This is a genomic window from Neobacillus endophyticus (assembly GCF_013248975.1).
Classification (GTDB): Bacteria; Bacillota; Bacilli; order Bacillales; family Cytobacillaceae; genus Neobacillus; species Neobacillus endophyticus.
In genome coordinates this window covers 3,047,296-3,068,913 of the sequence record NZ_JABRWH010000001.1, presented here as the reverse complement: position 1 = coordinate 3,068,913, position 21,618 = coordinate 3,047,296, and the positions used below count along the sequence as shown (strand labels likewise).

Annotated in this window: 21 protein-coding genes; 5 read left to right on the top strand and 16 right to left on the bottom strand. The window is 36.8% G+C overall.

Going from position 1 to position 21,618, the window contains the following annotated elements; genetic code table 11:
* Positions 1-46: 46 nt before the first annotated feature.
* From HPT25_RS15150 to ykzS, 10 genes are all read right to left on the bottom strand, one after another.
* Positions 47-1,192 carry an ABC transporter permease gene (locus HPT25_RS15150; RefSeq protein ID WP_173065745.1) on the bottom strand — a complete coding sequence of 382 codons (1,146 nt, stop codon included), beginning with the start codon at positions 1,190-1,192 and terminating at the stop codon, positions 47-49.
* Complete coding sequence (locus tag HPT25_RS15145; protein ID WP_173065742.1) at positions 1,192-2,307, bottom strand: ABC transporter permease; 1,116 nt, start codon at positions 2,305-2,307, stop codon at positions 1,192-1,194. The genes HPT25_RS15150 and HPT25_RS15145 overlap by 1 nt, the downstream gene beginning before the upstream one ends.
* Before the next feature lie 24 nt (positions 2,308-2,331).
* Positions 2,332-3,267: an ABC transporter ATP-binding protein gene (locus HPT25_RS15140; protein WP_173065739.1), complete on the bottom strand. Its 936-nt coding sequence runs from the start codon at positions 3,265-3,267 to the stop codon at positions 2,332-2,334.
* A gap of 96 nt (positions 3,268-3,363) precedes the next feature.
* Positions 3,364-4,494, bottom strand: coding sequence for a histidine kinase (locus HPT25_RS15135; RefSeq protein ID WP_173065736.1), 1,131 nt, complete (start codon positions 4,492-4,494; stop codon positions 3,364-3,366).
* Between the two features lie 13 nt (positions 4,495-4,507).
* Positions 4,508-5,143 (bottom strand): response regulator transcription factor, encoded by a 636-nt coding sequence (locus tag HPT25_RS15130; protein WP_173071163.1) that lies wholly within the window; start codon positions 5,141-5,143, stop codon positions 4,508-4,510.
* A gap of 127 nt (positions 5,144-5,270) precedes the next feature.
* Positions 5,271-6,986 (bottom strand): phosphoenolpyruvate--protein phosphotransferase, encoded by a 1,716-nt coding sequence (gene ptsP / locus HPT25_RS15125; RefSeq protein ID WP_173065733.1) that lies wholly within the window; start codon positions 6,984-6,986, stop codon positions 5,271-5,273.
* Complete coding sequence (locus tag HPT25_RS15120; RefSeq protein ID WP_173065731.1) at positions 6,986-7,252, bottom strand: phosphocarrier protein HPr; 267 nt, start codon at positions 7,250-7,252, stop codon at positions 6,986-6,988. The genes ptsP and HPT25_RS15120 overlap by 1 nt, the downstream gene beginning before the upstream one ends.
* 325 nt (positions 7,253-7,577) lie before the next feature.
* On the bottom strand, positions 7,578-9,266 hold the full coding sequence (locus HPT25_RS15115; RefSeq protein WP_173065728.1) for a glycerol-3-phosphate dehydrogenase/oxidase: 1,689 nt from the start codon (positions 9,264-9,266) through the stop codon (positions 7,578-7,580).
* Between the two features lie 220 nt (positions 9,267-9,486).
* On the bottom strand, positions 9,487-10,038 hold the full coding sequence (locus HPT25_RS15110) for a glycerol-3-phosphate responsive antiterminator (RefSeq protein ID WP_173065724.1): 552 nt from the start codon (positions 10,036-10,038) through the stop codon (positions 9,487-9,489).
* A gap of 37 nt (positions 10,039-10,075) precedes the next feature.
* Positions 10,076-10,270 carry a protein YkzS gene (gene ykzS / locus HPT25_RS15105; protein WP_173065722.1) on the bottom strand — a complete coding sequence of 65 codons (195 nt, stop codon included), beginning with the start codon at positions 10,268-10,270 and terminating at the stop codon, positions 10,076-10,078.
* Between the two features lie 225 nt (positions 10,271-10,495).
* Between ykzS and HPT25_RS15100 the strand changes: the two genes are divergently transcribed.
* Complete coding sequence (locus HPT25_RS15100) at positions 10,496-10,687, top strand: YkvS family protein (RefSeq protein ID WP_173065719.1); 192 nt, start codon at positions 10,496-10,498, stop codon at positions 10,685-10,687.
* Positions 10,688-10,734: 47 nt separating this feature from the next.
* On the opposite strand, the gene HPT25_RS28730 is transcribed toward HPT25_RS15100, so the two are convergent.
* Positions 10,735-10,854, bottom strand: coding sequence for a DUF6254 family protein (locus HPT25_RS28730; protein WP_246277199.1), 120 nt, complete (start codon positions 10,852-10,854; stop codon positions 10,735-10,737).
* Positions 10,855-10,989: 135 nt separating this feature from the next.
* On the opposite strand from HPT25_RS28730, the gene HPT25_RS15095 reads away from it, so the two are divergent.
* Entirely contained in the window at positions 10,990-11,595 is a 606-nt protein-coding gene (locus tag HPT25_RS15095; protein ID WP_173065716.1) for a CPBP family intramembrane glutamic endopeptidase, read from the top strand.
* 34 nt (positions 11,596-11,629) lie between these two features.
* Here HPT25_RS15095 and HPT25_RS15090 read toward each other — a convergent pair whose 3' ends face one another.
* On the bottom strand, positions 11,630-12,679 hold the full coding sequence (locus HPT25_RS15090) for a YkvI family membrane protein (protein ID WP_173065713.1): 1,050 nt from the start codon (positions 12,677-12,679) through the stop codon (positions 11,630-11,632).
* A gap of 227 nt (positions 12,680-12,906) precedes the next feature.
* On the opposite strand from HPT25_RS15090, the gene HPT25_RS15085 reads away from it, so the two are divergent.
* Positions 12,907-15,057: an ATP-dependent Clp protease ATP-binding subunit gene (locus HPT25_RS15085; protein ID WP_173065710.1), complete on the top strand. Its 2,151-nt coding sequence runs from the start codon at positions 12,907-12,909 to the stop codon at positions 15,055-15,057.
* A gap of 62 nt (positions 15,058-15,119) precedes the next feature.
* Here the strand turns inward: HPT25_RS15085 and HPT25_RS15080 are convergent, their stop codons facing one another.
* On the bottom strand, positions 15,120-16,814 hold the full coding sequence (locus HPT25_RS15080; RefSeq protein ID WP_173065707.1) for a M3 family oligoendopeptidase: 1,695 nt from the start codon (positions 16,812-16,814) through the stop codon (positions 15,120-15,122).
* An 89-nt stretch (positions 16,815-16,903) separates the two neighbouring features.
* A complete protein-coding gene (locus HPT25_RS15075) occupies positions 16,904-17,344 on the bottom strand; it encodes a MarR family winged helix-turn-helix transcriptional regulator (protein WP_173065704.1) in 441 nt (146 codons plus the stop codon).
* Positions 17,345-17,516: 172 nt separating this feature from the next.
* Here HPT25_RS15075 and HPT25_RS15070 point away from each other — a divergent pair, with 172 nt between their 5' ends.
* Positions 17,517-19,016: an ATP-binding protein gene (locus HPT25_RS15070; protein WP_173065701.1), complete on the top strand. Its 1,500-nt coding sequence runs from the start codon at positions 17,517-17,519 to the stop codon at positions 19,014-19,016.
* Between the two features lie 102 nt (positions 19,017-19,118).
* Here HPT25_RS15070 and HPT25_RS15065 read toward each other — a convergent pair whose 3' ends face one another.
* The gene (locus HPT25_RS15065; protein WP_173065698.1) at positions 19,119-19,466 is read right to left on the bottom strand and encodes a hypothetical protein; all 348 of its coding nucleotides are present in this window, start codon (positions 19,464-19,466) and stop codon (positions 19,119-19,121) included.
* Between the two features lie 237 nt (positions 19,467-19,703).
* Here HPT25_RS15065 and HPT25_RS15060 point away from each other — a divergent pair, with 237 nt between their 5' ends.
* Positions 19,704-20,228, top strand: coding sequence for a hemerythrin domain-containing protein (locus HPT25_RS15060; RefSeq protein ID WP_246277198.1), 525 nt, complete (start codon positions 19,704-19,706; stop codon positions 20,226-20,228).
* 25 nt (positions 20,229-20,253) lie between these two features.
* Here HPT25_RS15060 and HPT25_RS15055 read toward each other — a convergent pair whose 3' ends face one another.
* Entirely contained in the window at positions 20,254-21,495 is a 1,242-nt protein-coding gene (locus tag HPT25_RS15055) for an MFS transporter (protein WP_173065695.1), read from the bottom strand.
* Positions 21,496-21,618: the final 123 nt, after the last annotated feature.

Below are 21,618 nucleotides of genomic sequence, written 5' to 3'. Positions count from 1 at the left end.
GAAATAGGAGACAGATTGTAATCTGTCTCCTATTTCATAAATGAATCTATATGAAATTTCGAACATTCTTGTTAATACTAAATTTATAAACAGCAATTAGGAAAAATGCTACGGCAAAAGCAAACAAGACCATGATGTTAAGATACAGGCTCCCGACCGAATCGCCTTGCTGAAGTTTTCCAACTGTATCCAGAACCCAATGCTGGGGCATAAAATCAGCAACCCTTTGAACGGCTTTTGGCATAATGCCTACCGGCCAGAAACAGCCTGCCAATAGACAGGTTGGTGTTGAAACCAAGTTTTGCAATGCACCAGCTGAAGCAGAACTGTTGGAAAATGAAACGATGGTTAATGACAATCCGACAGATATAAGGGCATAGATCAATAACACTTCCGTCATCTGCCAAAATGTAACGTGCATGTTGATATGGAATATCTTTGTTAAAAAAATAAGGGTAAAAATTATTTGGACAAACATAACTAAAATGCTAACGATAATGTTCGACAACACATATTTTCGCGCATTAATGGGTGTAGATAATAACCGAAAATAGGTGCGATTTTCCTTTTCCTTTATAATAATTTCAGCAAAATTCCCTGCCGAAATCAACATAATCATAAGCAGGAACCCAATTGTTTGATTTGTCATATCTTTTCCCAAGGAAGTATCCGATAATGAGCTGACTTTTACGCTATAATGAGAGTTCTGATAATTTGCATACATCTTATTAAAAGTGTCTAAATTTCCATTCGCCGCTTTACTGATACTTAAAATATTATCGATATATTGATATAAATAGGAGTGAACAAAGCCCGTTATTTGTGAACCTTTAATGGAGGTTATTTCAATGTAACCAGGCTGCCCTGACAATATACTTTGGGAGAACCCGCTTTTAAAAGTAATCATACAATCTATCGTTCCAGAGGTAATTCCATCGGAAGCAGCTGCTTCACTTAATTTCATCACCTTCACATTATTTAAACTTTCAAGGAAATGGACCGTATCATTGGCAATCTTCTGATGATCCTGATTGACGACCGCTACTTTCAGCTGCGATTGTTCTGAGCCGCCGTATACGAGAAAGGAAATGAAAATGCCAACTAGAGGAAGACAAAAATAGATAATGATATTTCTCTTTTTCCTAAAAGTAACCATTGCTATTTTCTTTACTAACCATAAAACGTCCTTCATTATAGCCCCTCCCTTTTACGTAACAAGATGATGGAGATCGCTAAAAATATAATGGCTATCCCCATATTCAAACTAATTGCCTTTATTGCCGCTAAATAATCATTAGCATAAATAATTTTCGTAACTGCATTGTTTGCCCAGGTAAGCGGAGAGAGATTTGTGATAGAAATTCCTTTAGCATCGTCTATTTTAAAGTAGGCACCGCCAAAAAATGAAGATAATTGAATCACAATCATAAGAATAGTACGAGCTGCTTCGCCAGTTTTTGCTAAATAACTGACCCCTAATCCGAAACTAACTGACAGAAACACTTCAGTTGCTAATACTAGAAACACCATTCCGAAATGATTACCCCAATTAGCTTTAAATGCTATTGAACTAAACGCAACAATTACCATAACAAAAGTAATATTGATCAATAATGCACCAATTATTTTCCCCAAGAAGATTTCTCCCTTTGAGATTGGAGCAGTTAAAAGGCGAATGGACGTATTCCTGGTCCTTTCCCCACGTATGAGAGAGGAGGCACCTAGAGCAGCATATAGAGCAATCATGGTGGTCATCGCCATTGCATAATAATCCATTGAACCGGGCTGTTTTTTTGAATTTAAAGATTTTTCCTTGATAAAATGATCTTCTGAATGACTTGCCAAAGCAGTACTTACCTTACTTGGGTCCACCTTTGCCACTGAAGCAACTACATTATACCTTCCGGCATAAGCACTAAGCATTCCTTGAATAATGCTTTCTTCTATGCTATTTCGACTAGTTCCATAAAGCTGAATTCCATCATTGGTTACTTCTATATAAGCAGAAAAATTATTTTCCTTTACTTCATTTTTTCCATCAAGATTTCCTGAAATCTGCTTAAACTGGACCCCCGACTTTTCTGCTTCTTTTATAAATGATTGAAAAGATGTAGCAATCATAGGATCTGCGGTAATTTTATATAAAACATGTATATCATCGACAGCTAACTTTGAATTAAATGCATTAGATAAAGCTGTACCAAGAATTAACATTAATACGATGGGAAAGGCAAGCATGAATACAAACGTTCGAATATCACGGACACTATGTTTTATTTCCTTTATCGCTATATTTAATATGTTCACCGGATGAACCTCCAATCGGTTTCTCTAATCCCTTAGATTTCTGCCTGTAAGCGTTAGAAACACAGTTTCTAAGTTTGGTTCTTTTTCATGCAGGGAGCTGATCTCAATACCTTGATTCATGAGTGATTGGATAATTTTATTTAAATTATTCAATTCAATTTCTGAATTTACTTTCAGCAGAGTTTCCTCCAGCGTAACTGACTTTACACCATTAATTTCTTTAATCAGTCCGATGTCAATGTTTCCGCCAGATTTTACCTCAATCCAAACATCCTTTGTATTGGTAATAATAGAAATTAATTGCTCCTTTGTCCCTTCAGCTATTACTTTTCCATGGTCAATGATGGCAATTTTAGAACAAATCTCTTCGACCTCTTCCATGTAATGGCTTGTATAGATAATCGTGCAGCCCATTTCGTTTAATTTTCTTACAGATTGGAGTATATAATTTCTTGATTGCGGGTCAATTCCGACTGTCGGTTCATCCATAATAATCAGCTTGGGTCTATGAGCTATAGCACAAGCAATATTTAACCTTCTTTTCATCCCGCCAGAAAAATTCTTTGGGTATTCCTTTTGTTTATCATGCAGGCCAACAAACTCCAAGGCTTCGTGTACACGTTCATCTAGTTCAGCCCCCCGAATCCCATATAGCCCAGCAAAAAATCTCACATTCTCAGCTGCTGTTAAATCTTCATAAATGGCCAAATCCTGTGGGACTACTCCGAGATTTGACTTAGCAAATTTGCTGTTTTTAAAACTATTTTTACCCAGGATATTAATTTCACCTTCATTTGGTCTTAGAAGACCGGCAATCATATTAATGGTCGTACTTTTTCCTGCACCATTTGCACCTAAAAACCCAAAAATCTCACCTTCTGTGATGGATAATGATATATTGTCAACTGCTACAAAATCAGCAAATTTCTTTGTTAAATTTTTAAGTTCTAATACATTCATTTTATTCTGCTCCTCTCATCAACTTATGGCTTCATTATAAACAAAAAGGATGAACCTGCATCAGTGCAAAAGTTCATCCTTTTCATATGAATAAATTCATATATTTTTCTTCATATTTTCATGTTCTGAAATAGGTAATAGCATGGTGACTGAAAATCCATTTGTCCCGTCTACAATAATCTTTCCGTCTATCGATGCCGTTCGTTCTTCCATCCCAATCATCCCCAAGCCTTTTTTTACCTTCGCTGCACCAATCCCATTATCCCTAACTTCTACTTTTATTAAGGAATTAAGGACATGAACTTCAATCGAGATCATGGATGCCTTTGAATATTTCAACGCGTTAGTAAATACTTCAATGATATTTTCCTGTATAATTTTCCATTGGATTGGTTTGATGATATCGATATAACCTTTATGAACAAATGTTGTTTTGATTTGATGTTTTGTTGAAAACTCTTCAATCATTAATTTAAGTCGATGAATCCCCAATTGTTCCATTGGAGGTTTTAGATTCTTTAAGGTAACCCGGATGTTTTCAATCCCCAATTTGGAAATATTAATTGCATTTTGCAGCAATGCCAAAGCTTTTTGATGATCGGTTTCCACCAGCCTTTTGGCTGCCTCCATTTGAATTAAAGCACTTGTCATGGAATGACCAATTTCATCATGGAACACCTGTGAAAGACGATTTCTTTCTTCCAGCTTGAACGTATATTCTGATTGACGGATAAACTCCTCGTTATTATCCAAACTTGTCGTTAATTTATGAACTTTTTTTCTCATTTCATCCAACTGTGCTTCCTGAAATCTCAACTTTGCCTCAGCACTTATAGCTAGAGTGTGTATAACAAAACTTAAAGCAGCGGCCAAACCATATTGAAATCTGACAATTGAATCCAGCCATAATAAAGGCAATAAAATCAATGTAAAAAGCAGCCACTTTTTTTGTATGTAGCTGGCTATCAGCTCACACAAATTTATAGGTAAAAGTAATATAAACAATGGCTCCACCCAATTAAAAGAAACCATAATTTGCACAATCGACAGGAGGAAGACCACTTTTTGAACATATTCATGTTTTATGAGATATATAAGGAGATTTAAACAAAGGTATAAAAGGAAGGAAAGCATAACGAACGGGATGTTAAAAACAGGATGCTGAATATAATGAGCTGCTAAAAAGGCAAATAAAATCAGTTTACAAATAATAACCCAATATTCCATTTCTTTCCCTCAATTAGTTGACTTTACCCGTTAAATAATAGATAGCAATTTGTGTTCTGTGACTAAGACCTGTTTTTCCCAGAATAGTAGTAATATAATTGGCAATAGTTCCTTCTGAAATAAAAAGTTGTTTAGAAATTTCTTTATTGGAATACCCTTTTGCAATCAATGTCATGATGTCCATTTCTCTTTCTGTAAATTGACTTTTATCCATTTTGCATTCATTTTTTTGGTCAGTCAAATTTGATTTAATTTTATCCAAAACAACCTCCTGCATAACGGTATTTCCATTGTAGACACTCTTAATTGCCTCGCGAATACGTTCCGGATCATTGTTTTTTAATAGATAACCTTTAGCGCCATTTTTAATGGCATCAAGAATATACTCATCGTCGTCAAACGTGGTCAAAATCAATGGTTTTGTTGTCGTCTGTTCTGAAATGATCTGTGTTGCTTCTACACCATTCATATTTGGCATTCTAATATCCAACAAAGCGATATCAACATCATGTTTTTTACAATATTCTACTGCTTCCAGACCGTCATTTACCGTTTCAAGCACTTCAAATTCATGGTAAGTGCTTAAAATGATTTTCATTCCTTCCCGAATAAAAGAATTATCATCAGCAATGATTATTTTTATTTTCATCATATAAAATGAGATTCACCTCTCCTGGTTGATTCTATATAGGTATTATATAACAATACCACATATTAGCAGAAAAAAAATAACGGATCAGCTAAAGTTTCAGCTAATCCGTTATTCATGGTTTTAATTATTTAGAAATGGCATTGTTTACCGCTTCGACTACTTGTGATGTCGTTTGCATGTTCAGTACCTCACCAGCAAGTCTTTCCATTTCATCTTTGTTTAATTTACTGATTAAGGAACGTGCTTTTAAAATTGACGTAGCACTCATAGAAAATTCATCAAGACCAAGTCCTAGCAGAAGCGGAATAGCTGTTTCATCTCCAGCCATTTCTCCGCACATGCCGGCCCATTTGCCTTCTGCATGAGCAGCATCAATAACCATTTTAACCAATCTTAAGATCGATGGGCTATACGGTTGGTACAGATATGATACACGCTGGTTCATACGGTCTGCAGCCATTGTGTATTGAATTAGATCATTTGTACCGATACTAAAGAAATCAACTTCTTTAGCAAATTGATCGGCTAAGATGGCAGTTGATGGAATTTCCACCATAATTCCCAGTTCAATTTTATCAGCTACTTTTTGTCCTTCAGATAAAAGCTTTTGCTTTTCTTCTTCAAGAATAGCCTTCGCAGATCTGAATTCATCCAATGTGGCAATCATTGGGAACATGATTTTCAAGTTACCGAAACTGCTTGCACGTAAAAGAGCACGAAGCTGAGTGCGGAAAATGTCTTGTTCCTCAAGGCAAAGCCGGATTGCCCGGAACCCTAAGAATGGGTTCATTTCCTTCGGCAATTCCAAATATGGAAGCTCTTTGTCACCGCCGATATCTAATGTACGAACGACAACTGGTTTTCCATTCATTCCTTCCAACACTGCTTTATAGGCTTCAAATTGTTCCTCTTCTGTTGGCAGCTGATCTCTTCCCATATATAAGAACTCTGTACGGTAAAGACCTACTCCTTCAGCACCATTTGAAATGACACCTTTTAAATCATTTGGTGTCCCAATGTTTGCAGCTAGATCTACATGATGACCGTCAGCAGAAATGGTTTGTTCATTGACAAGTTTTGCCCACTCAGCTTTTTGAACTTCATACTCTTCCGCTACTTTGCGATATTGAGAAATAAGCTCAGCTGTCGGGTTAATATGAACTTCACCTTTTAAGCCATCTACGATTACCATATCGCCATTTTTGATTTCTTCTGTAGCTGTTTTAGTACCAACAACTGCAGGAATCTCCAAAGAGCGTGCCATGATGGCCGAATGTGAAGTGCGGCCTCCAATATTGGTAGTAAAGCCTTTTACAAATTGACGGTTCAATTGCGCTGTATCAGATGGAGTTAAATCTTCTGCTACAATGATTACTTCTTCTGCAATCATGCTTGGGTTCGGTAATTGCACAGCTAATAAATGGGATAATACCCGTTTGGTAACATCACGGATATCTGCCGCACGTTCTTTCATATATTCGTTATCCATTTGTTCAAACATGGTGACAAACATGTCAGCAGTTTCCTTAAGAGCAACCTCGGCGTTAACTTTTTCAGATTGAATTTTATCTTCAATCGGCGAATTTAACTCAGGGTCACTTAATACAAGAAGATGCGCTTCAAAAATCGCAGCTTTATCTTCTCCTAAGTCAACTTTTGCACGGTCGCGAATCGCTTCAAGCTCCGATTTCGATTTAGCCATAGCCTGGCGGAACCGTTCAACTTCTGCTGAAGCATCTTCAATTGTTCTCTTTTCAAAAGATAAATCGGGTTCTACCAAACGGTATGCTTTTGCAATAGCAATACCGTTTGATGCAGCAATTCCATGTAAGAAATTCATTATTCTGCCAAACCTTCTTTTTTCATCATTTCTGTAATGCTGTTTAATGCGTCGTTTGAATCACTGCCTTCTGCAGTAATTTTAATTTCAGCACCTTGGCCGATTCCAAGAGACATAACACCCATGATAGATTTTAAATTAACAGTTTTACCTTTATATTCTAAATTAATTTCTGAATCAAATTTACTAGCGGTTTGTACTAATAAAGTTGCAGGTCTTGCATGGATTCCTGTTTCTGCTACTACTTTAAATTGCTTCTCAGCCATTAAAAATCAAACTCCTTTAAATATGTAATAATATATTGATACTTGACTTATTAAATTTATACAATTTGTCCCATTTAGTCAACTAACACTTTAAATGAAAAAAGTAGATTTATTAACATTTTAAATTTGAACAGCAAATAATAGAATTTCATTTTCAAGTATATATTTTCCTAGAAATATGACAAACATGTATAAAGTGTAAAATCAACGTTTGTGTGTTTTTTCACACACTCGTAAGAATACCATTTTCTTATGTTTTCGACAATGAAAAAACTCAAAATTTATAAAAAAAGCTGCTCAATTTGAGTCAGCTCCATTTTTTATTTTATTCATTCGCAGCAGACAATGGTGATCTTGGCTCATCAACTGGCACCTCTGCTTCTAATATCGCCTCTTCTAATAATAGAGCATATTTTTTACTGTCTTTTTCCGTCCACTGGAATCGGTCAGCCATATAATGAATGACTTGTGTTTTCCACTTTTTAACCAATTTTATGTTAAATAGGATGGCCCCCGTTCGGCGGTTAAAGAAATCAACTGGCGTTACCACCATTTCATGTTCAATCCCATAGACGAGCTTTGCAAATAAACCCAGAGGGATTCCATATTTCGCAGCATCCTCCATATTTTGTTTTATACATAGGTAAACGGCCTGTATATTTGACCCGTACATTTTTGCCAATTTTTCTGCCTCATCCTTATAAAGACCCAGCTGAACTCCTTCCTCGATATGGTTTAATACATAGGAACGGAAATTGCTTGATCCCCCTACATTTCCACCTGAAATGGGCAAGTTTTTTGTTGAACATGCGGGGTAATTCCTGCCTTCTTCAGATTGAAACATGGATACCATTAAGTTAACTACGGTTTCCGCCATTTTTCGGTATCCGGTCAACTTACCGCCGGCAATAGTAATTAATCCAGAATCCGATACCCAAACTTCATCTTTTCGAGAAATTTCGGAGGCGTTTTTCCCTTCTTCATAAATGAGCGGCCTAACACCAGACCAGCTGGATTCGATATCTTTCTCAGTTATTTTCATATCAGGGAACATATAGTTTATCGCATTAATAATATAGGTGCGGTCAGACGTTGTCATTCTTGGATTTACTGCATCTTCGTTATAAAATGTATCGGTTGTGCCTACATATGCCTTGCCATCCCTTGGTATGGCAAAGACCATTCGGCCATCTGGTGTATCAAAATAAATGGCCTGCTTTAACGGAAATCTGGTTTGGTCAATTACTAGATGGACACCTTTGGAAAGCTGCAGTGTTTTTCCCTTTTTGGAATGATCCAAATCACGAATACTATCTACCCATGGACCAGCGGCATTGACAATTTTTTTCGCACGCACTTCATACGTTTCTCCTGTTAATTGATCCTCCACTAGTGCCCCTGCCACTTTATTGTTTTCATAGATCAATTTCAACACTTTCGTATAGTTGCATGCAATAGTGCCTTTCTCGAAAGCTGCTTTCATTACTTCTATAGTTAAACGAGCATCATCTGTACGATATTCTACATAATAACCCCCTCCCTTTAATCCCGATCTCTTTATTAATGGTTCTTTTGCTACTGTTTCCACTGCTGATAACATGGAGCGGCGTTCAGAACGCTTGACCCCGGCCAAAAAATCATACACCCTAAGACCGATTGAGGTGGATAACTTGCCGAATGTACCGCCTGTATGCATTGGCAGCAGCATCCACTCCGGTGTGGTAACATGCGGGCCATTTTCGTAAACAATTGCCCTCTCTTTTCCAACTTCAGCAACCATTTTCACTTCAAATTGTTTTAAGTATCTTAGTCCTCCATGAACTAATTTTGTTGACCTGCTAGAGGTGCCTGCTGCAAAATCCTGCATTTCAACAAGAGCAGTCTTTATTCCCCTGGCAGCAGCATCTAAGGCAATGCCCGCCCCGGTAATTCCACCGCCTATAACCAGAACATCAAACATTTCACTTTTAAGGTTATCCACGATTTTTTTTCGATTTAAATTCGAAAAGTTCATAGTAAATTCCTCCAATTGCATATACATATTATTAGTATGCTTGAATTTTTTAAAGGGAAATAAAAAGAGACCACAAAAGACATTATCGAAAACGATAATGTTTTTGTGGTCTCTCCAATTTCTCCAGCCATTTATTAACTTAAGTGTATTATATCACAAATCATACATTTTGGAAGCGTTGTTTTACTTCTTTTTAAATATAAAAAACGGGATAAACATATTAACTTAGATCAAAAAAGTCCCATAGCTCTTTTTTAGATGTCGTGATGGCCTCCGCACCTGCCTTTAATGCAGCCTTCACTTCATCCTTGGTACGAATTAATCCTCCGGCAAATATAGGCGTACTGACACGCTCCTTTACCTCAGCGATCATCCATGGCATAGCGCCTGGCAACACTTCAATATAATCTGGCTGCGTTTTTTCAATCAGCTTGAAGCTTTTTTCAAGGGCATGACTGTCAATTAAAAAAATTCTCTGGACAGCAATGACCCCTTTTTGTTTGGCTTTATGAATAACCCCTGATTTTGTTGAAATAAGGCCAAAAGGTTTGAATTCCTGGCAAATATATTCTGTAGCGTACTCATCGTTTTTCATACCATGAATTAAATCAACATGGTAAATCATTTTCTTCCCATGCTCATTCGCCATCTTGCTAATATTTTTCAATTGAGCAATATGCATATCTAAAAAAACGCCAATTTCATAGGGACTTTTTAAAAACCGCTCAAATTCTTTTAAATTCGCAGAGGCAGGTAAAATTTTCTGTTCCATTCTATTCGTACCTTTCCATTAAGCTTATACAGCCATTTTAGCTTCTTGGTTCTTTTAAATATTGATATAAAACATCTCCGCCGCGCTGACCAATTCCCCGAAAATGCTTGAAGTCCTTTCTATTAACCAATACATCCCGAAAAATCATAAAGTCCTCATTTTTAACATAGTATTCAGACAGCTCACCTGTCATAAGCCTATTTAAAATATCATCAACTATTTCCTTATTCATGGTCCTTCCGCCTTTCCTTATAAACTTCTATAGCATTCATTTTTTCATCTGCAATCTCTTTTTTTGAAAGCGCATGCATTACTTTTTCCTCTAGCTCATATATTTTATCAAATTTTCAATAAAATTCTTTAAATTGTCAAATAAAAATCTTTACGAATGATGAAAAGTAGTGCAAACTGTTATTTAAATGGAATTAATAGTTTGCCAGACAAAGGAGAGAGAGAATTGAAGAAAGCAGAAGTGGGCAATATCATTGAATTCCGGGGCGGGCTGCAAGGAATTGTTGAGAAAGTTAATGAAAACTCTGTCATCGTTGACCTAACTTATATGGATAATTATCGCGATTTAGAGTTGGATCAGCGTACAGTAGTCAATCATAAGAATTATCGTATCATAAAAGAAAACGCTTTAAATTAGAAAAGGCAGATATTTTTCTGCCTTTTCTTTTATTTTCATTTACAAAGTTACTGACCTTGCTTCGTCTCTTTAGACAGCTGCTTAAGCGATTTTACTTTACCATGTGGATTTTGATCCTGCTTTCTGACTGTCCACTCTCTTTCATGCTGGCTTTGTGATTTACTCATGGTTTTCACTCCCTTCCCGTTTATTTTTTCTCATTTTCCATTTCTTATCGCAAAAATGAAAAGAATGTTTTATGGGTCATTTCAAAAATTTTTTGGTATAATAAGTTTTATTTCAGTTAAAGGGGTTTACATTTAATGAAGAATCTCCTGATGGATTTCCGCTTAATAGCAGGGGTAATTATTGCACAATTACTATTATTTTATTCTTTTCAAGAGCAGGATATTTTTTGGTATATTTTTACTGCTTCTATTTTAGTTTTAATTATTTATTCTTTGTTTCAGGGAAAAGTTGATGATGAAGCATCTTTTACGAAGTATTTATTCTTTGGAATAATATCCGGTCTGCTTTTATATACAACTTTTTGGCTTGGTAACAAAATCATTTATCATTTTCCGATCGAAAATAGCGTTACCCGGCTCTATCACCTGTATTCTCCAAGTTTATTTTTTGAATACCTGGGGCTCATTTTAGTGGCAGCGCCAGGAGAAGAACTTTTTTGGCGCGGTTTTGTCCAAAAAAGACTGTTGAACTACTTTAAGCCGTTCACAAGCATAGCAGCTGGAGCGTTATTGTATGCCTTGTCCAATATTTATTCTGGCTCTTTCATATTGGTATTGGCCTCGTTCATTTCCGGATTGGTCTGGGGAGCCTTATATTATTGGAAAAAGAGTATGCCGCTGATCATCGTATCGCATATCATTTTTGACATCATGATATTTATTATCATGCCGATCAAATAAAGAAGGCAGCTGTTCATTCTGACAGCTGCCTTCTTTATTTCGTTTCATTTGGCATAAAAGGTTTCATCCACAATAAGACAAAAAAGATTATGCAAATATATCCAAACAATGGATATAAATAGGAAAGAAGAGTCCCGTAATTTACTAGACTTATGAGATAAGAGCACGCAAAAATAGCCGTTACTGAGAGTATTGCTGGAACCGGCTTATATTGCTGAAGCTGTCTGTCAAGTCCAAAGACATTTCCTATGACAGAAGTAAATATTTCACCATAAATCACCATTACAAAAATCCAATAGAAAAATGGAGCCAGATTTTTCATTATGATTGCCATCGGTATTTCATAATTTTCAACGTCTGGCAGCATGATTAAAGTAAAATGACTAGCAAGCAAAATAAGTGTTAATCCAAGTCCTCCCAGAATCCCTCCCCATTTAATTGTCCAATCATCTTTAACTTCTGTTGCGACAGGTACTAATACTGCCTGTGCAAGCCCCAAATTTAAGGCTGCATATGAAAATGGGGAAATCACACTCTTCCACCCGTCATCTGCATGTGGAATATACAGCAACTGTTGAAGAAAGTTTGGCATTCTTAATGATAAAATCATTAATATTAAACTAAAGCTGATCATTAGCGGTACAACAAAAGTATTGACGGCAAATAGACCTTTCGTCCCAAGCATCATGACCAAATAAGAAAGAATGATCGTTAAAATCACTCCAACATTTTTGGGCAGTCCCAGCTGCTCCTCAAATACTGCTCCTGCCCCTGACAACATCACTGCACTAACTCCTAATAACATAAAAAGCATAACAATATTAATAATCCGTGATGGCCATTTACCAAATAAATGCTCATTAAATTCCTGATAAGATTTAGCGTTAATTTGTGCTGCCATTCTCATTAACTTGGAACCGATCATCACAAAAAGATACCCGCTCATCAATATACTAATTAAGCCAAAGAAACCAAATCGCGAAAAAAATTCGACGATTTCTTTTCCAGTGGCGAATCCTGCTCCAACCACAGTCCCGACATAGACTGCTGCAATTTGAAAGGCCTGATTCCAATTCCTTTTCACATCATCTCCCCCTTATCTCCAATATATGAGAATCTGGACAAACAAAGACGAGCTTTTTTCCTTTTGCATGTAAAGTTATTGGATGATTTTAGCTAACGGAGTTTCCTTTTAATCAACAAAAATTACCAAAGCGTATGACTTGAAAGTCAAAAAAGGTCAGAGTATACTAAGGTCAAAGTTAGTCAAAGTCAAAATGATAAAAGCAAATAACAAGGAGGTTATTTAACATGCTTTGTCAAAAATGCAATCAAAAACAAGTTAATGTTCAATTAAATTTAAATGTGAATGGTCAACGTAAAGAAATGAAACTATGTCACGAATGTTATATAAAAGAGAAACAATCACTAGGATCTGGAATGAACATGAATCCGTTTCAAAATTTTCCTTTTAGTGACCTTTTCCAAACTCAGAGTATCTTACCACAAGGTTCAAATACGAAAGGTCAAATGACACCGCAAGCTGAAAGAAATCATTCTAACGGCATTATCGACCACTTTGGCCGTAACTTGACACACATGGCAAAAGCCGGTCTTATTGATCCGGTAGTCGGACGTGATGAAGAAATAAGACGTGTCATTGAAATTTTAAACCGCCGAAATAAAAATAATCCGGTTTTAATTGGTGAACCTGGTGTGGGAAAAACAGCAATTGCCGAAGGACTTGCCTTAAAAATATCCGAAGGAGACGTACCAGGGAAACTTCAAAATAAAGAGGTTTATTTACTTGATGTTGCCACGCTTGTAGCCAATACCGGCATCCGCGGTCAATTTGAGGAACGAATGAAGCAACTAATCGCGGAATTACAAAAACGTAAAAATATTGTTTTATTTATTGATGAAATCCATTTACTAGTTGGTGCCGGTTCAGCAGAAGGCTCAATGGATGCAGGCAACATTTTAAAACCAGCACTTGCCCGCGGTGAATTGCAGGTTGTCGGGGCCACAACATTAAAAGAATACCGCCAAATTGAAAAGGATTCTGCACTGGAAAGAAGATTCCAGCCAGTGCATGTGCAAGAGCCTTCAACAGAGGCTGCCATTGAAATTTTAACCGGCATTCAAAAGAAATATGAAGACTATCATGATGTTTCTTATTCTGAAGAAGCCATTCGTGCATGTGTAACTTTATCACAACGCTATATTCAGGACCGCTTCTTGCCTGATAAAGCCATTGATCTATTGGATGAAGCAGGTTCCAAATTAAATCTTACTACTGATGACACAAATATGATTCACCTCGAAGCACGTCTAAAAGAAATTGCTGCTGAAAAGGAAGAGGCACTTAAGAATGAAGCATATGAAAAAGCAGCCAAACTTCGTGATGAGGAAGTTAAACTGGAAAAAACATTAAATTATGAATCCAGTGCACAAAGACCAATTGTTACGGTTTCCCATATTCAAGAAATTATTGAACAAAAAACTGGGATTCCTGTTGGAAAGCTTCAGCAGGATGAACAGTTGAAAATGAAACTGCTGGAAGAAAATTTAAATAAAAAAGTCATTGGTCAAGAAAAAGCAGTGCGAAAAATTGCGAAGGCGATTCGCCGCAGCCGAGCCGGTTTAAAAGCGAAAAATCGCCCAATTGGTTCCTTCCTGTTTGTTGGTCCGACGGGCGTAGGGAAAACAGAATTAACCAAAACACTGGCTGAGGAATTATTCGGCTCCAAGGATTCTATGATTCGTCTTGATATGAGTGAATACATGGAAAAACACAGTGTCTCAAAATTAATTGGTTCCCCTCCAGGCTATGTCGGCCACGATGAAGCAGGACAGCTTACAGAAAAAGTTCGCCGAAATCCGTATAGCATCATCCTATTGGATGAAATTGAAAAGGCACATCCAGATGTACAGCATATGTTCCTGCAAATTTTGGAAGACGGACGTCTTACTGACAGTCAGGGTCGAGTTATAAGCTTTAAAGACACGGTTATCATCATGACAAGTAATGCAGGTGTAGCGCAAAAATCGATTCATGTCGGTTTTGGCACGAGTGAAGCAGTAGAAGAATCAAGTATTCTTGATTCACTTGGCGGGTTCTTTAAACCGGAATTCTTAAACCGCATAGACAGCATTATCGAATTCCACTCACTAGATCAAAAGCATATCTTAAAAATTGTTGACCTCATGTTGAATGAATTGAAAGAAACATTAAAGGAACAAAATATTGATTTAACCTTCTCAGAAGAGGTGAAAGAAAAATTAGCTGAATTAGGCTATCATCCAGCATTTGGCGCAAGACCTTTGCGCCGAACAATTCAAGAGCAGCTTGAAGACAAAATTGCTGATTTTATCTTGGATGAGCCAGATGCAAGAACATTAACTGCTGTTTTAGTAGACGATGAATTATCCGTTACTTCTGAAGTTGCTGCTGTTAAATAGCTGGTATTAAATAAAGGATAAAAGCGAAGCCGCTCTTTTATGGCTTCGCTTTTATCCTTCTTTTATAAAGCTTTATCATTAATTGAGACTAACCATTTTTCAATTTCACCGGCAACCGATTCCACACAGCCATTTTCAAATGGAGATATTAGATTTGCTGCTGCAACAAGCTTTGTAAAGGACAAACTTCCTCCAAGCTTGCATAAATTCACATAATCAGCCCATGCCGCCTCGCGGTCTTCACGTGAACGTTTCCAGAATTGAAAAGCACAAATTTGAGCTAATGTATAATCAATATAATAAAAAGGAGAATTGTAAATATGGCCTTGACGCTGCCAATAGCCGCCATTTTCTAAATACTCATTCCCATCATAGTCTTTATGTGGCAAATACTTCTTTTCAATTTCTCGCCACTTTAACTTCCTATCATTAGGCGTTGCTTCCGGATTCTCATACACCCAATGCTGAAATTCATCTACAGACACTCCATATGGAAGGAACATCAAAGCATCGCTCAAATGTGAATACTTATATTTATCAGTATCTTCTTTAAAGAATAGCTCCATCCATGGCCAAGTGAAAAATTCCATACTCATTGAGTGTATCTCACAAGCTTCATATGTTGGCCAAAAGTATTCAGGAATTTCAAATTCCCTGCTTAAATATACCTGAAAAGCGTGGCCAGCTTCATGTGTTAACACGTCAATATCCCCTGATGTACCATTAAAATTGGAAAAGATAAACGGTGCTTTATGGTTTTCAATGAACGTACAGTAGCCGCCACTGGCTTTGCCCTTTTTAGCCACAAGGTCCATCAAATTATTTTCCTGCATAAAACGAAAAAATTCCCCAGTTTCCTTTGAAAGCTCTTCATACATTTTCTGCCCATTTGCTATGATCCATTCAGGGTTTCCTTTTGGCGCTGCATTACCTGTCTCAAAAATAAAGCCTTCATCATAATACTTTAATTGATCAAGTCTTAGACGCTTACGCTGACGTTCCTTTAGCTTAGACGCAATCGGGACAATCGAGTCTTTGATCTGCCTGCGGAAATTTGCGACCATTTCTGCATTGTAATCTGTACGCATCATACGGTAATATCCAAGTTCCACGAAATTTTCATAGCCAAGCTTGTTCGCAATCTCCGTTCTTACTTTAACGAGATCATCAAAAATCCTGTCTAATTCTGACTCATGCTCTGCAAAAAAACCGTTGCTGGCTTCATTTGCTTTTTTCCTCATTTCCCGATCAGTAGACTGGGCAAATGGACCCATCTGAGCAAGCGTCCTTTCTTCCCCTTCAAATTGGATCTTGGCAGAAGCTATCAGTTTCGTATATTCAGTTGATAACCGATTTTCCTTTTGCAGCAATGGAACAATTTCCGGTTTAAACGTCTTTAGCTGTCCTTCTGCAAGAGCAAACAGCTGGATCCCCCATTTTGCTTCAAGATCATCACGGAATTTGGAATTTGTTAACGCCTGATAGTATTTCGTCACTAGCCCCTCAACCTCAGGCTGGAGTTCATCTATATAATCCTGCTCCTGTTTATAAAAATCATCATTTGTATCAATAGAATGACGAATATACACAAGATTAAACATCGTATCCAAATGATTTCTTAATTGGTTGATTTCATCCATTGCATTACATTGTTCTGCAGCTGATGAAGCTTGTTGAAACCGTTCAAGTGTCTCATCAAATCTTCTTCGAACTTCGTCCAGATCCGGGCGAACATATGTATAATTCTCAAACCCCATGGAAACATCCTCCTTTAATATCAGTTATAAACATTTCGACAATACCTATTCATATTCCTTTAATAAAAAAAATACGACCGATGGCCGTATTAAAATTTCCCCGCTGGGATACCCAATTTTTTCAATAAGTTGATTGCTTCTAACTTTTCCGAATCGTTCAGGCTCGACATTAAGGTATCGATTTGCTTAGCATGGTCAGGGAAAATGTCCTGGATTAATTGTTTCCCTTCATCTGAAATCTGTGCATAGGTGACGCGGCGGTCTTTTGGACAAGCAATTCGTTTTAATAACCCTTTTTGTTCCAGCTTATCCACTACATAAGTAATACTTCCGCTGGCAAGCAGAATTTTACCGCCAATTTGCTGTAATGGCTGATCCCCCTTATGATACAACAGTTCAAGTACAGCAAATTCCGTCGGATTTAACCCATTAGCTTGTATGACTTTATTCACATGTTCATTTATTGCTTTATAGGCCCTTGAAAGGACAATAAACAATTTTAAAGAAATTGCAATTGAATCGTTTTCCATCGTATTTTTCATCCTTTTAAAAATTGTCACTAAAATTATCTCGATTTCAAAATTATTATAAAAAAATTATCGTTTGCTGTCAATTTACCAAAAGAAAAAGCAGGAAAAAATTATTCAAATAGTGAACAATAAATATATATAGTATTAACTGTGAAATATCGAGGTATACAAAATGAAAAAATATAAAGGCAATTTTCTCATCTATTCTCTTGTAGTCATCATTCCTGCTATTATTTTTTGTACATATTATTTTAATAAAATTGTAAAAGAAAAGAACCTACAAAAGAAGAATGATGCTTTATGGGTTGCATCCATCTACCAAAAGAACTGGGATCAATTCTTCAACGAAACGATCACCAGCTTAAAAATTCTTTCCTACGCTGTACAAGGAAATCTTGATTCCCCCGATAAAATGGAGCCATTGTTAAAGCAAGTTAAGCAGAATGATCCACGATACGGAGGGCTTTATTTACTTGACAATCGCGGCAGAGTATTAACTGGAACCGACAATTTACGAAAAGGTGTTCAATCATCCAGCTTATCTTATATACATGATGCAATTAAAACAAAAGATACGATTATTTCCGATTATGTGGAAACCGTTAAAAATAATCAAGACATTTTAGGAATAGCCACTCCTGTCCTCGATGACAACCGCAATGTAAAAGCGATTCTAGTGGCTGATCTGCGAATTGATTATATGAGAAACCTGATGAACGTGCTCACCCCAGACGCAAAACTATATGTTGAAAACGATAAGCAAAAACCTATTTTGGAGCTAAATGTTAACAAGCAGGATATAGAAGATAAACTTCAATGGGTTTCTTCACCAATGGATAGTCTTCCATGGAATATTAAAGTGAAAATAGCGAAGCAAGACGGAAATGATATGATAGCATTATTCATACAATCCATCCTTATTTTTCTCGTAATCACACATATTATCTATTTACTTTTTAAATATATTCTATTAAGAATTCAAACGAAAAAGGAACGCAAAGAAAATGAAATTCAAAAACTTGAATTGATCGGTACTTTAGCGGCAAGTACTGCTCATGAAATTCGCAACCCATTAACAGGTGTAAAAGGACTGATACAGCTGTTAAGAGAAAAATATACGGATGCTGCTGACCGTTATTACTTTGATGTCATCAATACCGAGCTGCAGAGAATAAATGAAATCGTCAGCGAGTTTCTAATACTAGGCAAACCTACTGCCCAATCAACTGGCCATATTAATATCGCAGAGGCATTAAATGAATTAAGGCCACTAATTGAATTAGAAGGAAACTCACTTAATACCGAATGCAAATGGGAACTACCTTCTGAACCCGTGATTGTCTCATGTGTAAAAGACCAAATCAAACAAGTCATTTTAAACATAACAAAAAATGCCTTTGAATCAATCGAGAATTCAGGTGTGATTCAGATTACACTCGAAAAGCGGTCAGATGTTTGTATGATAAAAATTAAGGACAGCGGTAAGGGGATATCTAAAGCACAATTAGCGGAAATTTTCCGACCATTTTACACTTCTAAAGAGACAGGAACCGGACTTGGTTTGGTTATTTGCCAGCGAATTATCCATTCCTTCGGGGGGAGCATTCAGGTAAATAGCATCGAAGCTATCGGTACAGAAGTTGAAATATCACTCCCTCTGGCTCATATATGACGAGACTAATATGGTCTCGTTTTTTTATTATTTCTATATGTATGTTTTTTCACAAATTATAACAAAAAGAAGGTGAAGCAAAAGATACGGATTTTAATGGCATTAGCTGATTTTCTCTAAATATGTTTCGGAGGAAAGCTGATCTTTCTTACTTGCTGCCGTTAGCGAGGAAGCTAAGGCTAGTGCTTGATCCATAAGCTCCATATTTGCAGAGCAATAATACGGTTTTTTCCAATTGAAATCCTGTCCATAGGTTGCAGGATAGACGCTCACTTTCCATTGGAAGTATATTTTTTTCTGCGGGAGCTGTACCCCTTCTACGGCAATTAGCCAATGTGTGAAGGCAGAATTAGGACAATATGCAGCTGATTCCTTTAATGCCAGCAAGTCATTGATTCCAATCGGTACTAACGCCACTTGATAAAAATCATGATAATTTGGGGTTCTCATTTTTTAACCTCCCTATTTTCATAATTTTGGCACATTCGCCTTATCTATATTATATGAAACTTTGAAACCATTATTGTGTGATAAATGTTAATATTTTTTTAATTAGGCGTTTTTTTCATAAAATTGTCAATTCCTTTTCCATATTTAAGGGATTTTATTTTATGTGATATAGGTCACTACATGAGATGTAGATTGTTTTTATACTTGAATCAGATAATAACACTGAGGTGACAAAAGATGAGCGAGTGCATGAGTGCGTTTGGCGGTAATCAGGGAGTTGAACTTTCTGCGGGTCTCAAACAATTAAAAAACGAGCATCCCCCTTTATTACAAGAACTGGATGGTTTATACTCACTAACACAAAAAATTGACGAAGAAGTTGAGACAGAAACAACTTTTGGAGAATTAATCATAAAAGTTAAGGAGTTTAAGGATCATCTTGACAAGCATTCAGAACGAGAAGAAGGCGTTCTTTTTCCAATGATGGGTGTCTATATAGGAACTTCCATAGGACCAATTGCTGCTATGGAATATGAGCACGACCAGGCAAAATTAAACATTAGCACATTCCTTTCTCAAGTGGAGCAGCATGATTGCTTAACAAATGCTAAAAGAAAAGAACTGGCACAATATATTCAAAATGCTTATTTTATATTAACTGAACATTTCGCAAAGGAAGAAAATGTTTTATTCCCAATGGCAGAAAGAATGTTGAGCCAGGAAGAAAAAGCAGAATTACTCCTGCGGATCCAAACCATTTGATAAGAGGATGGGCATGCCCATCCTTTTATCTTTCTTTTGCCTCATTTTGCAGTTCGCGATCAGAAGGGAGTAGAAAGGCAGCGAAACCGAACAGCGGCAATATTCCAAGCCATGTAATCATAGAATGAAGCCCTATAGAGTCAGCAATATACCCCAGCCCCACAGAACCAATGGCTCCCATACCAAACGCTAGTCCCACAGTCAATCCAGACATTAACCCAATCTTCCCAGGAACTAATTCTTGAGCATATACAACTGTTACGGAAAAACTAGTCATAATAATAAAACCGGTAATAACAAGGAAAATGAAAGCTAAAACGGGTGAAGCATGCGGAATAAACAATGAGAAAGGCAATGCCGCCACCATGGAAAAGGTAATCATTGTTTTTTTCCCAAAGCGGTCTGCCAATGGCCCGCCAAAAAAGGTGCCAAAAGCTCCCGAAACTAAGAACGCAAATAAGAAAAGTTGTGAATCCTTGATAGAAAGAGCGTATTCTTTAATCCCATAAAACGCATAAAAATTGGTCATTCCTGAAACATACCATGATCTTGCAAAAATAAATAGCAGGATCAGTGCTAATGCTTTCTTTATATCCTTCGAGACACCATTTTGTTTGACACCAGCATGTTTACTTTTCTTCTGTTTATATGATGATGCAAGTAGTTTTTGTTGATACCAATTGGCAATATATATTAATATGACAACGGCAAGGGCTGCAGCTATAGAAAACCAGGATGCGCCAATTTGTCCAAGTGGTACTAATATCAGAGCGGTAATCATCGGCGCCAGCGCCTGGCCTGTATTTCCCCCTACCTGATAGATGGATTGGGCAAGTCCTCTGCGGCTTCCAGCAGCCATATGGGCTACTCTTGAGCCCTCCGGATGAAATATTGCCGATCCAAGACCAATAAATATGACGGCAAGAATAATCAGCCCATAATTTGGAGCAAATCCAATCCCAAGCACACCTATAAATGTCAATGAAAGACCTATCGGCAAAGCATATGGTCTTGGTCTTTTGTCTGTAAATATCCCGATAACGGGCTGCATCACTGATGAAACCATATTAAGAGCAAAGGCAATAATTCCGAGTTGTGTAAATGATAAGCCTTTAGACTTTTCAAGGATCGGAAACATAGCCGGAACAACTGCTTGAATGGAATCATTTAGTAAATGGCACAGACCGATCATCAAAAGGATTCTAAAGATGGTAGTTTCAGTGGAAATCGGCTTTTTAGCAGATGCCACAGCTTGATGTTGACTCATTACAATCTCCTTATTTTATAAAATTTCTATTTCTATCTTACTACCAAAACATATAAATGAGAAATGTTAAATCCTTATTTTCTAAATATTTAATTTTTTAACCCTTTTAAACCTATTTGTTGT

Coding starts and splice junctions, on each gene's coding strand:
- HPT25_RS15150 (WP_173065745.1), bottom strand. CDS start 1,192: ATGAAGGACGTTTTATGGTTAGTAAAGAAAATAGCAATGGTTACTTTT.
- HPT25_RS15140 (WP_173065739.1), bottom strand. CDS start 3,267: ATGAATGTATTAGAACTTAAAAATTTAACAAAGAAATTTGCTGATTTT.
- HPT25_RS15135 (WP_173065736.1), bottom strand. CDS start 4,494: ATGGAATATTGGGTTATTATTTGTAAACTGATTTTATTTGCCTTTTTA.
- HPT25_RS15130 (WP_173071163.1), bottom strand. CDS start 5,143: ATGAAAATAAAAATAATCATTGCTGATGATAATTCTTTTATTCGGGAA.
- ptsP (WP_173065733.1), bottom strand. CDS start 6,986: ATGAATTTCTTACATGGAATTGCTGCATCAAACGGTATTGCTATTGCA.
- HPT25_RS15120 (WP_173065731.1), bottom strand. CDS start 7,252: ATGGCTGAGAAGCAATTTAAAGTAGTAGCAGAAACAGGAATCCATGCA.
- HPT25_RS15115 (WP_173065728.1), bottom strand. CDS start 9,266: ATGAACTTTTCGAATTTAAATCGAAAAAAAATCGTGGATAACCTTAAA.
- HPT25_RS15110 (WP_173065724.1), bottom strand. CDS start 10,038: ATGGAACAGAAAATTTTACCTGCCTCTGCGAATTTAAAAGAATTTGAG.
- ykzS (WP_173065722.1), bottom strand. CDS start 10,270: ATGAATAAGGAAATAGTTGATGATATTTTAAATAGGCTTATGACAGGT.
- HPT25_RS28730 (WP_246277199.1), bottom strand. CDS start 10,854: ATGAGTAAATCACAAAGCCAGCATGAAAGAGAGTGGACAGTCAGAAAG.
- HPT25_RS15095 (WP_173065716.1), top strand. CDS start 10,990: ATGAAGAATCTCCTGATGGATTTCCGCTTAATAGCAGGGGTAATTATT.
- HPT25_RS15085 (WP_173065710.1), top strand. CDS start 12,907: ATGCTTTGTCAAAAATGCAATCAAAAACAAGTTAATGTTCAATTAAAT.
- HPT25_RS15080 (WP_173065707.1), bottom strand. CDS start 16,814: ATGGGGTTTGAGAATTATACATATGTTCGCCCGGATCTGGACGAAGTT.
- HPT25_RS15075 (WP_173065704.1), bottom strand. CDS start 17,344: ATGGAAAACGATTCAATTGCAATTTCTTTAAAATTGTTTATTGTCCTT.
- HPT25_RS15070 (WP_173065701.1), top strand. CDS start 17,517: ATGAAAAAATATAAAGGCAATTTTCTCATCTATTCTCTTGTAGTCATC.
- HPT25_RS15065 (WP_173065698.1), bottom strand. CDS start 19,466: ATGAGAACCCCAAATTATCATGATTTTTATCAAGTGGCGTTAGTACCG.
- HPT25_RS15060 (WP_246277198.1), top strand. CDS start 19,704: ATGAGCGAGTGCATGAGTGCGTTTGGCGGTAATCAGGGAGTTGAACTT.
- HPT25_RS15055 (WP_173065695.1), bottom strand. CDS start 21,495: ATGAGTCAACATCAAGCTGTGGCATCTGCTAAAAAGCCGATTTCCACT.